At 39.7% G+C, this 15,575-nt stretch carries 9 protein-coding genes; all 9 read right to left on the reverse strand.

The window, feature by feature from the left end:
• Positions 1–224: 224 nt before the first annotated feature.
• The 9 genes from ACP6PK_RS08325 to nifB all read right to left on the reverse strand — a co-directional run bounded on the left by ACP6PK_RS08325 (position 225) and on the right by nifB (position 13,804).
• Positions 225–698 (reverse strand): NifX-associated nitrogen fixation protein, encoded by a 474-nt coding sequence (locus ACP6PK_RS08325; RefSeq protein WP_426559209.1) that lies wholly within the window; start codon positions 696–698, stop codon positions 225–227.
• A 4-nt stretch (positions 699–702) separates the two neighbouring features.
• Entirely contained in the window at positions 703–1,122 is a 420-nt protein-coding gene (gene nifX, locus ACP6PK_RS08330; protein WP_426559210.1) for a nitrogen fixation protein NifX, read from the reverse strand.
• Positions 1,123–1,408: 286 nt separating this feature from the next.
• Positions 1,409–4,216, reverse strand: coding sequence for a bifunctional nitrogenase iron-molybdenum cofactor biosynthesis protein NifEN (locus tag ACP6PK_RS08335; RefSeq protein ID WP_426559211.1), 2,808 nt, complete (start codon positions 4,214–4,216; stop codon positions 1,409–1,411).
• Between the two features lie 675 nt (positions 4,217–4,891).
• Positions 4,892–6,430 carry a nitrogenase molybdenum-iron protein subunit beta gene (gene nifK / locus ACP6PK_RS08340; protein ID WP_426559212.1) on the reverse strand — a complete coding sequence of 513 codons (1,539 nt, stop codon included), beginning with the start codon at positions 6,428–6,430 and terminating at the stop codon, positions 4,892–4,894.
• A 208-nt stretch (positions 6,431–6,638) separates the two neighbouring features.
• Entirely contained in the window at positions 6,639–8,096 is a 1,458-nt protein-coding gene (gene nifD / locus ACP6PK_RS08345; protein WP_426559213.1) for a nitrogenase molybdenum-iron protein alpha chain, read from the reverse strand.
• A gap of 162 nt (positions 8,097–8,258) precedes the next feature.
• Positions 8,259–9,143, reverse strand: coding sequence for a nitrogenase iron protein (gene nifH, locus ACP6PK_RS08350; RefSeq protein ID WP_426559214.1), 885 nt, complete (start codon positions 9,141–9,143; stop codon positions 8,259–8,261).
• A 308-nt stretch (positions 9,144–9,451) separates the two neighbouring features.
• Entirely contained in the window at positions 9,452–10,327 is an 876-nt protein-coding gene (nifU, locus tag ACP6PK_RS08355; protein ID WP_094674846.1) for a Fe-S cluster assembly protein NifU, read from the reverse strand.
• 416 nt (positions 10,328–10,743) lie between these two features.
• A complete protein-coding gene (gene nifS / locus ACP6PK_RS08360; RefSeq protein ID WP_426559215.1) occupies positions 10,744–11,955 on the reverse strand; it encodes a cysteine desulfurase NifS in 1,212 nt (403 codons plus the stop codon).
• Positions 11,956–12,331: 376 nt separating this feature from the next.
• Positions 12,332–13,804, reverse strand: a complete 1,473-nt coding sequence (gene nifB, locus ACP6PK_RS08365; RefSeq protein ID WP_426559216.1) for a nitrogenase cofactor biosynthesis protein NifB — start codon at positions 13,802–13,804, stop codon at positions 12,332–12,334.
• Positions 13,805–15,575: the final 1,771 nt, after the last annotated feature.

Here is a 15,575-nt window from a genome sequence, read left to right on the forward strand (position 1 = left end):
TGAAGCGTCCATTAGCTATCGGGCTTTCACCATGATTCAGAGGTCTTCGTGTCTTAATTCCTAAATTATAACACGTCTTGACTACGGGTTAAAACCCGTCGGGTCGTTTTCATCCAGCCGTTAAAACTGGCTGGTTTCCAACTTCCCGAAAATTTACGATGAAGGTTTTAATTCTCCATTATACAAATTTAGAAGCTGATAGCTAATAGCTAAATCCTATTAAGTTAGAGTTTACAAACTTCCTTATATTTGTTCACTAACTCAATACCAGCCTTAGCCATTTTTTCTCCTTCATCTTCTAATTTTTCTAGAGAAGTAAACCCAAACCTTTGAGCATCCCGTAAAGTTCTAGAAACCACTAAAAGACGACCACAAAATACTAATGCCCAACCAAATCCTTCATGGTTAATACTGATAACTACCTGCATGATTTGATTAGTTTCTAATTCAATGCAAGTCGCTATTGCATTGTAGAATAATTTAATCCGAGCTAAAGTCATCGGATTGACTTCTTCTTCAGTGGAAATCTGGCGCTTTTCTTGCTTACTAACAATATAAGGCTTGACAATTAATTCAGGAGACCAAGACTTATATACTCCATAGGAGTCTTGAGCTTGAACTGCTCTAATTAATTCCTTAATAAAAGGCGCAGAATAAATGTCAGTTGTTGTTGTTGTTGTTTCTGTTTGAACTGTCATAGTTTTATACCTCTTCAAGTACAGCTTCTAAGTCAGATTCGGAAGTTTTTTGTAAAGCTTTCCTTAACCAAGGAGGAGGACTGCCTTTTAATGTTTCTACCAATCTATCAAGAACTTCAGTAATTGTTTGTTCTGCTGAAGTTGACTTCATTGGAGTAACTTTTTTGTTGATTAAACGACCTGCTGCTGGGCCACCAATTTCTAGTACATAAACTATTGTGCAGTCGAGCAGAGCTTCAACTTTGGCATGAAGTTTTTCTAGTTTATCTTGTTTGGGAGCATCTTGTTCTAGATTACCTCCAAAAGTTAAAGGTTCTAGAGCTTCATACCCTTTATCATCAACTTCATATAAAGCCATTTGTTTAGAAGAACCAAAATGACCATCTATATGCACAAAATCAGTGGTTGCAAATGCAACTTTCATTGTTGTTTTTCCTCCTTGTTTTATGTACCAGAAACTAATAGGAAAAAACTATTAGTCCTTGATAACAAACTTGTTTTGAAGCGGTGTAGAAACCGGGTTGACTTATGAGGCAGAAACCAGGTTTTTTGATGAAATTTGGTGATGCCTAATCATCAGGTTCAGAAACCCGGTTTCTTCGGTTTCTTGTTTCAGAAAAATTGACTTAGGCAGAAACCGGGTTTTTCCATAAAAGTTTGTGATGGCAATCATCAAGTTGAGAAACCCGGTTTCTTGTTGTTCCTTGTGTCTAACTTACTGACAATAATGAATAATCATTAGTGTGAATTTTTGATTCTTCTTGCTCTAGGAAAATATTACCAATATCAAATAATAAATTCATTGTACCACGATAACCAACATAACAACGTTGACCATTACCGAGGCGATCGTGTATTGGCATTCCCATTCTATAAAGAGCAATACCTAACTTCTCAGATATTAGCTTACCATGAGAATTGGTAATTAGTAAATCTGAACCTGCTGCTACTTCCTCGAAGTCTCCCAAGTCTCCAACAGTCACATTTTCTGTGGGCAATTTTTCGAGTAACGGCGATCGCGTAGTTGTTACAGCCGCTTTAATATCTGCCCCCATTTCTCGCAAAAACCAACTTGTTGCCCAAAGTAAATCTGGCTCCAGAGCAATAGATATTTGCTTATGACCAAAATAGAAGTGGGTATCCAACATCGCATCCTGTAACTGACGACGTTGGCGTTGATATTTCTGAGGCACTTCACAACCCTTGTCTAGATGGGGATCGGTGCGAGATACAACTAACTGAGACAATTTTAACATGAAACTATCTACAGCACCCAAACCTGTCAACCGAGGGAACACTTGATATTGAGTACCAAATTTTTCTTGCAATATCTGAGCAGCATTCCGCAGACTTTCTCCAATAACTAAGGTAAAAGTTGAGCGACTCAAATTACGCAACTCTTCTATTGTGGTACCGCCTGGACTGGTAGCACTATAAATATCATCAATTAAATGTCCGTCCAAAGACAGAGATATATCTGGTACAACTATGGGAGTTAAGCCAAAACTTTCAACAATATCTTTAACTTCCTGAACATCTCCAGGAGCAAGACAAGAACCTGCTAAAATAGTTACAAAAGGCTTTTTAGTTTCTGTGGGAATAGGTTCGCCATAATCATAAGCCACTATACTCTCAACAGTAGCAGCAAAACCGTCCTGAGCAGAACCCTTATAATCTGGACTAGAAACACTTAATATGGGCAACTCATCTAACTCTGGATTATCTTCTCTAAATTTCTTGAGAATACGCTCCATGTCATCGCCCCTGGTTTCAGTTAAACCAGTAGTCAACAAACCAATAACTTCTGGGTTAGACTTCTCAACCTGAGCTAGCAGCGCTTTATCGACGTTATCCTCTCCTCCCAAAATAGTTGTCACTTCACTCATAGCAGTAGTAGAAAGGGGAATAGCTTCTTGGAAGTGATTCACCAATAATACCTTAGCAAAAGCAGTACAACCTTGAGTTCCGTGGAACAGTGGCATCATCCCCTTAATTCCTAAGTATGCTAAAGCTGCACCTAATGGTTGACTGAGTTTCAGAGGATTTGTGGATAAGGGGTTTTTATGAATATTGACTGTTGCGGGTGGAATATTAGTCAGACTGGGGAGAGTTTCCACCTCTAAGACATCATCTAACTGACATTCTGCTAACCAAGGTGCAGGTTGTCTCACCTGTTCCCAAACTGGACTATGGAGAGCTTCATCTAATTCTTTTGCCATTTCGATCATCCCATGATATCCAGCGTAGGGATGATGGCGTTCTTGGTTAATGTGTAAAAACGGAATTCTGGCTTTCAGTGCGGTATATTGGTTACGGCCACCTGCAATGAGCATATCAGCTTTGGTGTCGGCAATAACTTTCAAGAGAATTTCGGCATTACCTTTTTCTAGTAAAATACCTTCTTTACCAAGCAGCTTTTTAATTTTTGCTTTATCCTCTTCCGTACTTTTCTTGGTGCTAGTAGCAACCACATCCATACCTAAATCTTTAGCTGCGGAAATAATAGACCAACTTTTCACCCCACCAGTGTAGAGTACAACTCTTTTACCTTTGAGACGTTGGCGATAGGGTTCTAATATTTCTTCGAGAATTGCTGTTTCTTCAGCAATAAGCTTTTCTGTCCGCTCTTTCAAGTCATCATAACCAAGTTGAGCTGCTATATTTCTGAGGCAGTTATTAATATCAGCAACACCATAAAATGATTCTTCAATGTAAGGAATGCCATATTGTTCCTCCATTTTCCGTGCCATGTTGATCATAGCTTTAGAGCAGATCATAACGTTGAGCTTTGCACGGTGAGCATAACAAACTTCTTCGTAAGTAGCATCTCCTGTAATTTTTGACAATACCCGAATACCGAGTTTTTCAAACAGGGGTAACATTGCCCACATTTCACCAGCGATATTGTATTCGCCGATGAGGTTAATATCGTAAGGTGTAGTAAATTCTGGTTCTGCTGTACCTACTACATGGTCTACTAATGCTTCTGCACTAACCCGGTTGCCGAGATTTTTACTACCGATGAAACCAGGAGAGTTAACAGGAATTACCGGAACTTCTAATTTTTTGCTAGCGACTTTACAAACTGTTTCTAAGTCATCTCCAATTAAAGCAGTAACGCAGGTAGCGTAGACAAATATCGCTGGAGGTTGGTAGCGTTTTTTTAATTCAGCGATCGCCTTCAATAATTTTTTCTCACCGCCCATGATAATGTCATTTTCACCCATGTCAGTGGTGAAACCCATTTTGTAGAGATGGGAGTTAGAGGACAAACTACCACGAGTTCCCCAGGAGTTACCAGAGCAACCTAAAGGCCCGTGAACTAGGTGAGCTGCATCTGTGATGGGTACGAGGGCAATGCTAGCTCCGTCAAAAGCGCAACCTCCTTGAGCAGCTCCGGGTGCTGCTTGTTGCTTACAGCCATTCTGTTTTTTATGTCCGTCTTTTTTATGATGGTTGTGTTCGCAACCTGGCTCATTTAATAGTTCGGCAACTTTGCCTGGGGTCATCATAGCCATGTTATTAAGTCTCTTTATTAACTACTATGGGGCGGGGTCATTTCAGTTATCAGTTATCAGTTATCAGTTATCAGTTCCTCTAGCTTCAGCCAGAGACTTGAAACCTGATTTTTTGGTCAGGAGTGGGGTAGTAGGGGAGTATTTTTCAACCTTTTCTCCTATTGCCTCTATCTCACTTTCAACTCCTGACTCACAAATTTAGTCATAGAGAATCTAATCTTAGAATGACAAATTTTTGTTATTATTTAGGATGACAAATTTTTGTTATGATTTTTGTATAGAAGTTATCATTTTGTAGGTTGGGTTGAGGAACGAAACCCAACAAATTTTTATTATGAGTTTTGTATAGAAGTTACCATTTTGTAGCTTGGGTTGTTTCGCTAACGCGACATGAAACGCGCTAGCGTTGCGTAGCAAGGAACGAAACCCAACATAAATAGGACTTACGCACGCGAAACCCGGTTTCTAGGATAAATCGTTGTTTTGAGTAATAGACGTCTACCAGAAACCGGGTTTCTGGGTTCTCCTGTGTAAGTCCTGATAAAGATAATGTTCGTAAGTGTCGAGTTTATTGTTGGGTTGCGCTGGCGCTTAACCCAACCTACTTTAGTTCTGTAAAACAAATTGTAGGGGCAAACAGCCGTTTGCCCCTACAAAAATTAGATGGTTTATGAATTAACGAATCAAGTCAAAAGATGTATCGTTAACACCTAGCTCCATGCTACCACGGTCTAACTCATCTAGGATAGTATTAACGATCCAGTTGAGTAGATTGAATGCTCCCTTGTATCCTAAGATAGAATAACGGTGCTGGTGGTGACGGTCGAAGATAGGATAGCCGATGCGTACTAATGGAGTTCCAGTATCACGTTGTAGGAACTTACCATAGGAGTTACCAATTAACAAGTCAACTGGCTCAGTATCCAACAATGAACGTAAGTGCCATAAGTCCTTACCGATCCAAACTGTAGCATCTTGACCATTAGGATCAGCAGCTAATAATGCCTTAGCTTCTTCTTCAAAGCCTTGAACATTACCATTAGTTACAACAACGTGAACAGGCTGCATACCTAATTCTAGAGTGAAGTTCAACAAACCTAATACATGGTCAGGATCGCCGTAGATAGCAATGCGCTTACCGTGTAACCAAGCTTGAGAGTCAGTGATAGCGTCAACTGCACGACCACGCTCAATTTCTAGCTCTTCAGGAATAGCCTTACCAGTTAATTCAGACAAACCCATTAAGAACTCATCAGTACCACGGATACCGATAGGACGATAAGTCAGTGTTGTTTGACCACCTTCTTGCTCTAGGTACTCTAGAGTCTTAGGAGTGGAATACTTCTGGAAGGAGATAGTAGCCTTAGCATTGATGGAATCAGCACCTTCTTCTAGAGTTGTACCACCATTGTACATCTTGAATTCGCCTAAGTTAGGAGAATCAAAGCTCTCAGCGTTGTCAGCTAAAATAGTGCTAGGAACATCCATTACAGATAAAATGTCCTTCAAATCACGGATGTTGCCAATGTAAGGGTCAAAACCAGGGATGAAGTTGACTTTACCGTTAGTAACTCCTTTCTTCTTACCTTCAGTAAGAGCTACCAAGATGCCTTTGAGCATATTGTCATAGCCTGTGATGTGAGAACCAACAAAGCTAGGAGTATGAGCATAAGGAACTGGGAAATCTTGAGGAACAGCACCTTCGTTCTTAGAAGTAGTGATGAATGAACCTAAGTCATCTCCAATTACTTCTGCCATACAAGTTGTGCAGAGAGCAATCATTTTAGGCTTGTACAAACTATAAGAGTTTTTCAAACCATCAACCATGTTCTTGAGACCACCGAATACCGCAGCATCTTCAGTCATGGAAGAGGAAACAGCTTGGAATGGCTCTTTGTAGTTACGAGTTAAGTGAGAACGGAAGTAAGCAACACAACCTTGAGAACCATGTACAAAAGGTAGAGTTCCTTCAAAACCTGCAGCTGCGAAGATAGCACCTAAAGGCTGACAAGCTTTAGCAGGGTTGATAGTTAGAGCTTCACGAGCAAAGTTCTTTTCACGATATTCCCAAGTTTTTGTCCACTCACGAACTCTTTCAATTTCTTCTTTGGAAGGACCGCCTTCAAATTCTCTCTTCCGCTCGAACATTTCTTGGTATTCTGGTTCTTGGAAGAGTTGAAAATGGTCTTTGATTTTGTCTACATTCTGACTCATGGTGTTTATTCCTCTATGGTATTGTTCGGAAGGAAGAGGGAAGAAGGAAGAAGTAAGAAGAATCTCAACTATAACTTCTAACTCCCAATTCCTAGTCAAATCTTTGTTTGTATATTGGGGTTGCCGTAGAGATGGCATTACCCCATTTTCTAAAAGCCAAAGCCAAAATCAATACTTCTGACTTCTGACTTCAAATTTATGACTTCTACTAGCTAGCTTTCTTCCAAGGAGCTTTGATTAAGTTCCAAGTTGGGCTATTTAGAGCTAGATCCATGTCACGAGCGAAGATAGCGAATCCGTCATAACCGTGATAAGGACCAGAATAATCCCAGGAGTGCATTTGACGGAAAGGCATACCCATCTTCTGGAATACATACTTCTCTTTAATACCAGAAGCAATTAAGTCTGGCTTTAATTTCTTAGCAAATTCTTCAAATTCGTAGCCACTAACGTCATCGTAGATTAGAGTACCTTCTTGAGCATACTCAGCAGTACGCTTGTAGTCATCACCGTGACCGAATTCATAACCAGTACCGATAACTTCCATTCCTAAGTCGTCGAAAGCAGGAATAACGTGACGTGGACGTAAACCACCAACCATCATCATTACTTTCTTGCCTTCTAAACGAGGACGATACTTAGCTACTATTGCATCAGCTTGTTCCTGATACCGAGCAATTACTTTTTCTGTGTTTTCTTTGATTGTATCGTCGAAGTAAGAAGCAATCTTCCGTAGAGACTTAGCGATTTGAGTAGGACCAAAGAAGTTGAATTCTGTCCAAGGTATACCATACTCTTCTTCCATGTAACGGCAGATGTAGTTCATGGAACGGTAGCAGTGGATGAGGTTTAAATTCACCCTAGGAGCCATGAATACTTCGTTGTAAGTACCGTCACCTGTTGCTTGGCTAACAACTCTTAAACCAATTTCATCTAATAATAGACGAGAACTCCAACCGTCACCACCGATGTTGTAGTCAGCGATTAAGGATACGTCATAAGGAGTTGTTTCAAAGCCGATCTCTTCGTTGGTTATTTCTGCGGAAGGCTCATATACCCAGTCACGCACTGTGTCGTTAGCGATGTGGTGACCTAATGACTGAGAAACTCCACGGAAGCCTTCACAACGTACTGGAACAACTGGCTTATTCAGTTCTTTAGCAGCTTTTCTTGCTACTGCTTCAATGTCATCACCAATTAGACCTACTGGGCACTCAGATTCAATTGTGATACCAGCATTGAGAGGGAATAAATCTTCGATTTCATTCATGATTTTGGCGAGTTTCTTATCTCCACCAAAAACGATGTCTCTTTCTTGGAAATCGGAAGTAAATTGCATTGTACCGAAAGTATCAACACCAGTTACACCGTTGTAGTAGTTACGACGACCTGCCCAGGAGTAGTAACCGCAACCAACTGGACCGTGACTGATGTGAACCATGTCCTTAACAGGACCCCAAACCACACCTTTTGCTCCAGCAAATGCACAACCACGAGTTGTCATTACACCAGGAACTGATTTAACATTAGACTTAACGCCACAGTCAGATCCTTTTTCGTCGATTACGTTGAGGTGCTTTTTCCGTCTCTTAGCAGCTTTCTCAGGATAAGCTTCTAAGACCTCTTCAATTAACTTTTTGTTCTGTTCGATTTTTTCAGTTGTCATGTTACATATCTCCTTTCGGATATTTGAAGATTCTGAAATTAGACCCCGTTAGACCTGCCAGTAATAACGGGGATTAATTGCTCAAAACTTACTCAATACTTGACTTGTGTTTTGATGTAGGGTGCGCCTAGCACACCCCACTATTTGATGTGAGATTTAAGCTTACTTAGCAGCTTTTAAAGCAGCATCTTGTTCTGCAATTTGCTTCTGACGATCTTCTTCGTCTCCTAATAGACCGAACTCAATTAACAACTCTTCTAATTCATCCATTTCTAGAGGAGTAGGAATAGTTAGCTTGTCGTTGTTGATGATCTTCTCAGCTAATGTATTGTACTCTTGAGCTTGATTATCTTCTGGAGAGTATTGCTCAACAGTCATACGACGGATTTCAGCGCGTTGAACAACGTTGTCGCGAGGTACAAAGTGAATCATTTGAGTGTTTAGACGAGCTGCTAAGTTCTCAATTAACTCAACTTCACGGTCAACTTTACGGCTGTTGCAGATTAAACCACCTAAACGTACACCACCAGCATGAGCATACTTAAGAACACCACGAGCGATGTTGTTAGCAGCGTACATTGCCATCATTTCACCGGAACATACGATGTAGATTTCTTGAGCTTTGTTTTCACGGATAGGCATTGCAAATCCACCGCAAACAACGTCACCTAGTACGTCATAGCTTACGAAATCTAGATCGGTATAAGCACCTTCTTCTTCTAGGAAGTTGATAGCAGTGATAATACCACGACCTGCACAACCTACACCAGGCTCAGGACCACCAGACTCAACGCAACGGATGCCAGCGAAACCATCTTTCAATACTTCGTCTAGTTCTACGTCTTCAACTGCACCGCGCTCTGCAGCAACGTGAAGTACAGTAGTTTGAGCTTTAGCGTTTAAGATTAAACGAGTAGAGTCAGCTTTAGGGTCACAACCTACGATCATGATTCTCTGACCGTGACGGTTAGCCATTGCAGCTAGAGTGTTCTGAGAAGTAGTGGACTTACCGATACCGCCTTTTCCGTAAAATGCAATCTGACGCATGATAGATTTTCTCCGTTTTGTTAGTGTATTTGACTTGAAAAATAAATGAATGTAGTTTTTTTTGTTGCTGTAAGGGTTTCCTTAGAGTTTGTTTTTAATAGCTGCTTTTGTCTAGGGCTTTTGGCTTTACAGCACCACATTCAATAAATTTTGTTCATGTAAGAACAGTGTGTATTTAGCAGCAACATTGAGTGCCCGGAGGCGCTCGCCCTAAAGCTTGAGCAGGTATTACCTGCGTATATATAATTGTCATCAATGCACCTGTTGTTATTTGTCGTTTGTTGCTGTAGTTAGCATAAATTTAGGTTTTATACCGATTCTACTACAATGCTTTCGCTTACTCGTTCTTTCAATGTAGCTTCGATCGCTCCTTTGAGGGTCGCCATTGCACTACTACAAGTACCACAGGCACCTTTAAGTGTTACTAGCACGCGATCGCCATCTATATCGAATAACTCAACATCTCCTCCATCTTCCGCGAGAACTGGTCTCACTTCTTGTTCTAATACTTGTTGAATTAATGTAATTTTTTGTAGGTTTGTGAGTTTTGTTGCTGGTTTAGTAGTTGTAGGGATGTGTTGTGTAGTAGCTTCTGGCTCTTCGTAAACCGATGCGATTAGATCGTCAATATCTGCCAGACAAGAACCACAACCACCACCAGCCTTCACATAGTTTGTTACTTCTTCCGCTGTTTTGAGATTGTTTTCCCGGATAACTCGCTTAATCTTGTTTTCCGTAATTGCAAAACAACTACAAACTAATGCGCCTTCGTGGTCTTCTTCGTGAACTTCTACTTCAATACCTTTATACTTAAAGATTGCTGCTTCTAATGCTTCCTCTCCCATGACTGAACAGTGCATTTTTTCTTCTGGCAGCCCTCCCAGGTATCCGGCGATATCCTGGTTTTTAATATTCATGGCTTCGTCTACAGTTTTGCCTTTGAGCATTGCCGTTAGGGCAGAAGATGAAGCTATTGCACTAGCACAACCAAAGGTTTGAAACTTAGCATCTAATATTTTACCGGAGGCTTCATTTATTTTGAGGTGTAGACTTAAAGCATCTCCACACGCTATACTTCCTACCTCACCGCTAACTACTTTTTCCCCCTCTTTTTCGTCTGTAATAGTTCCTTGATTTTGGGGGTTGTAGAACAAGTCCATTACCTTTTCAGTATATTCCCACATAGTCCTTATTGTTTAGAACACCCTAGTTTTTACTGATGAAAAATCCTGTTTTTTTCTTGAAGGTTAATACCCAGTTAGTAGAGCAATAACTTATTAATTTGAAGAGGTGGGTTAAACTTGATATTATTAGTATTGCACATTTTTTCAAATCAAGCAACCCCTTTTTACCTTTTTTTTCAAATTTCATAACTTCAAGTAATTGGCGTAAAAATTATTTACTACTCCTAGAAGTTATATTTTTATCTTCCAGGTTAGGAAACATTTTTTTTGTTGACTTTGCTACAATTTTGTGAGTTTATAGCGTGATGTATACCCCTCTTTAATCTCTACAATTATTGTTGCTTAATCAACTTCGCTTTTCTGTTACTTTCGCTACAAAATTTAGCGTAAACAAAGATGTAGCAATCCTTAAAGTATTATAAATTTGAGGATGACGCAGTTGCCTGCTGACGCTCTTGCAGCCACTCAGCTTGGTCATTCTTAAAAGGAGATAAAGCACGCAAACGTTCTGCTATGGTCGGCATCACTGCCAAAACTTCCTCTACTTCTCGACGAGTTGTATAACGTGATAGAGAAAAACGAATCGAGCCATGTAAAACTGTATACGGCAGCCCCATTGCCCGCAAAACGTGGGAAGGTTCCAGAGATCCAGAAGTACAAGCAGAACCAGAAGAAGCACAGATACCATAATGGTTCAAATGCAACAATATCGCTTCTCCCTCAATATACTTGAAGCCAATATTAGTAGTATTAGGCAACCTCTGAATAGGATGACCATTAACAACACAATCAGGAATAGCAGCCAGAATACCGTTTTCCAAATAATCGCGCAGTTCCCGTTCCTTGTCGATATGCGCCAAATGCTCTTGTGCCAATTCACAAGCTTTACCCAGAGCAATCAGACCAGGGACATTTTCTGTCCCAGCACGGCGTCCCCGTTCCTGATGTCCCCCAATTAATAACGGACGGAAGCGAGTACCACGGCGCACATACAAAGCAGCAATACCTTTAGGAGCATGCAACTTATGACCAGATAGAGCTAGCATATCTATAGTGCTATTCTTCATATCTAAAGGCACTTTTCCTACCGCTTGCACCGCATCAACATGGAACAGCGCACCATATTCCTTAGCTATTTGCCCAATTTGCTCTATGGGGAAAATCACGCCTGTTTCATTATTGGCGTACATAACCGAAACTAGGGCAGTATTACCTGTAATAGCAGCTTCCAGTTCAGTTAAATCTATCATTCCCTGACTATCTACTGACAGATAAGTAACTGTATACCCCTGCTTCTCCAAATGTTTACACAGATTCAAAACTGCCGGGTGTTCTACTTGAGTAGTAATAATGTGCCGTTTATTAGGTTGAGCAGTCAGAGCAGCTCGAATAGCAGCATTATCACCCTCAGTACCAGAACTGGTAAAAATAATTTCTGTATCTTCGGCGTTGAGTAAAGCTGCTACTTGCGATCGCGCCTTTCTGACAGCTTTACCAACTTGTCCGCCGAAAGTGTGCATACTAGAGGGATTACCATAAAACTCAGTCAGGTAAGGCAGCATATCCTCTAGCACTGCCTCATCTACTTTGGTGGTAGCATTATTATCAAGATAAATGGTTTGTTCCATAGCTGACTAAAAAATTGAGGTGATGGTTGTAGAGAAGAAGAGGAACAGTCAGAAGCCTGATGTTGAAAGCTTGTGACTTTTGACTGTTGTTTTTTAACTTCCAGCTAGCTGTACTAGCTATATATTACTTCGAGTAGAGTTCAAACCACTTTAGCCAGTAATTTCCTTGCTTGGCTTCATTTATTTTAGAAACCAACTTGTTATAAGTAACAAACCAGGCATCCCAATAATTAGCTGCTGCTGATGCTATTGCTTGACAGGCAAATATTTACTTAATTGCATAGCCTACTTCTTTGCAGCTAATAGCACCAGTGAGGCATTGGGAAACATAATGATAGCAGGAAACACATTTGCTAATGATGGTACAACTCATTACCTATGCAGGTTCTATTAGCTTTATGAATTGCTTGTAAAAATCTAAAGCAACTGTTTCAATTACATCATAGCTCTCTACTACGTCTACTCCTGCGTCGAGTAACTTTCCTTTTGGACCCTCACCAATTTTAGAAACTAGGACAGCTTTGCAATCAGAAATTGCCTTGATGATATTCTCCAAACTTCCTTCTTCACTATAACCACCTAAACAATAGTGGTCAACTTTGCGGTGAGCAATAAATCTGGCTTTGACACCATCTACTTCATAGATCATGAACTCTTTAGCATGACCAAAGTGTTGATTAACTAATCCGTTACCCTTGCTTGCTACTGCTAGTAGTATTGGCGGACCAGCTTGAGCAACTGTTTCAGTGACCTGAGTTTCAGTCTTAGCTTTTGCTAGTTTATTGCGGAAACCTTCAATGCCAGCATGAACTTCTTTGCGCTTCTCCAAGTCATATTCTGGAGTCATCTCCATAATGGCTTCTTTTGTGAATTCCTTACTACGGTCTTCACCTAAGAGACCAACTGCATCTGCACGGCATTGACGACAGTGGCGCATCATTTTCATACCACCAACATCACACTTATCTTGTAATGTTTTTAATTCTTCAGTAGTTGGACCGCGCTGACCATTTAAACCGAAGTAAGTACCGTGTTCTGGTGAAGAAATTAGAGGCATAATATTATGGATAAATGCACCCTTAGAACGAACGACCCTATTTACTTCTTCTAGGTGTTGGTCATTAATGCCAGGAATCATCACTGAGTTAACTTTGCAGAGAATATCAGCTTTTTGGAGCAAGTCCAAAGATTCCATTTGTCTTTGGTGCAGAATTTTGACTCCTTCAATTCCTCTGTAGCGCTTCCGCTTGTAATGAACCCAAGGATAAATCTTTACCCCAATTTCAGGGTCAACCATATTAATTGTTAGAGTAACATGGTCAATATTTAATGCTTTAATCCGATCTACATACTCAGGTAAAGCTAGACCATTGGTTGACAAGCAAAGCTTAATATCTGGAGCTTTCTCAGCTACAAGTTCAAAAGTGCGGAATGTTTTTTCTGGGTTCGCTAATGGGTCTCCAGGACCAGCAATACCCATAACGGTCATTTGAGGAATTTTTCCAGCAATTACTAGAGCTTTGTGAGCTGCTTCTTCTGGAGTTAGCAATTCACTAACTACACCGGGACGACTTTCATTAGCGCAGTCGTATTTCCGGTTACAATAGTTACATTGAATGTTGCAAGCTGGTGCAACTGGAGCGTGCATCCTAGCATAGTGATGATGCGCTTCTTGACTATAGCAAGGATGGTTAGCAACGCGCTCTTGAATATTAGGGGCAAGTTCCTCTGTTTTGGTGCTTCCGCAACCCTTTGACGCACATCCACCAGATTTTTTTTCTGGAGTTGCTGTCGTATTTGCGAAGCTGTTTACTGTTGGTTGGGAAGATACTTCTGTTGGCTGTAACATCTAAGTTTCCACTCTTATTCTACTAGCTGTCGCCGTGGGGTGACGGATTACTCGCGTCGATACACTCTTTTCTCCATGACTTGAACATTGGCGGTGTTATATCAGTGGATTGGTGTCCGGCGTTATAGTTTTTATATCAGTGGGTTTTAGACTGCTACATTCAAAAACCGCGATTAGTATTTATTATGATAATTAATTTTGTACTCAGATTTCTCTGATTTAATAATTTCAATTAGATCAGGATATCTAAAATTTTTTCTTGGGGTACAGGTACTGGTATTTTTTAAGTTGGGTACGAGTATTTACGGTGTGATGGTGCAGGCTCCTATGTACTCATGCTAGAAGCTATATATATTACTTATTTCGCTATTTTTTTCACCCTTATTTTTTCTCTATCCTCCTGTACTCATATACCCCCTATTTAAGTTAATCCTTTATTACTGTATACAATGTATCAGTTTTTGGCAAGTAGGTAAGGTTTATCTTAACTTTTCTTTATATTTTGCGAATTATTCCTAATAAGTAACTAGGTTAACTCGGATTATTTCAGAAAATTAGCACCAACTACATTTGAGAATAATTTCAATTAACAACCTATTTGTAGAACTCCAATCTCCCAACTCTCCGCTTCCCCTTTCTCTAAAGTCCTGTACTCAAAAATCAAAAATCCAGTCAATTATCGCGTATAAATCATCAATTATTCTCTTTCTGGGAGGGTTTAGGGGTTGGTCTGCCTACTCCCTACTCCCTAATTCCTACTCCCTCTTTTCCAGAGAGGTCTATTTCAGAATAATCTCAATTAACAATCTAAATCTATTTGCAGAACTCCAATCTCCCAACTCCCCGTCTCCCCTTTGTCTAAAGTCCTGTACTTATACACCCCACTATTTAAGTCAATCTTTTATTACTGTATACAATGTATCAGTTTTTGGCAAGTAGGGTAGATTTGTTTTTAACTTTTCTTTAAAATTTGATAATTATTCCTAATAAGAGATTATTTCAGAAAAATAGAATAGATATGAATTATATATAATATTTACCCCTACTCCCTAGTCCCTAAGAAAAATTTAAGTGTAAGTTTTCGGCTTCTGTAATTAACTTAGCAGTTTTTTCAGAATTAAGTAGATAATTTTTAACGTTTTTTTTAATATTTTCCGTATAGTTATGAGTTAAACTTAAAGTTGAGTACAAATTTAAATTTCAGACAAAACCCTACTTAAAAACCTCAAACCTGCTGAAATACAAGTATTAGGCTTGAGTACAAAAATGCTAGTACATTGTTCAGTAAATACTCGTACACGCTACAAAAAATACTAGTACCTATAGCCCAAAAGATATTTTAAACATATCTCTAATAAGGATCTGGTCATAGCTTCAATATTTTGAGTACAAACATAATAAATCTAATAAACACTGAGCAACAAATATTTATCAGTAGTTTGCAAGGCACTTGATATAAACATTGAAAAGCAAACGTCTTTTTCAAAGACAGAAGCCTTTATTTTGACCCATGACCAAGAAATAAGGTCTCAAACCTCCCTATTACTGGAGGTACTGATAACTGATAACTGATAACTGAAATGATTGCCAATTCCTGCACCTTACCTAACACAACTAACAATTCTACCTTGAGAAAAGGCCAAGGTAACTTGAGGTCTCAAGTCAAACCAAAGGCTGATACTGAAACTTCTCAAGAAAATCTGATATTAGAATCCAATAGAGAGCTTTCTTCATCTCGTCGTCATAGGTTTTGGTATAAATATTTTACCTT

Origin of the sequence: Dapis hubbardiae BLCC-M172 (genome assembly GCF_050016015.1) — a bacterium.
Lineage (GTDB): Bacteria > Cyanobacteriota > Cyanobacteriia > Cyanobacteriales > Microcoleaceae > Trichodesmium.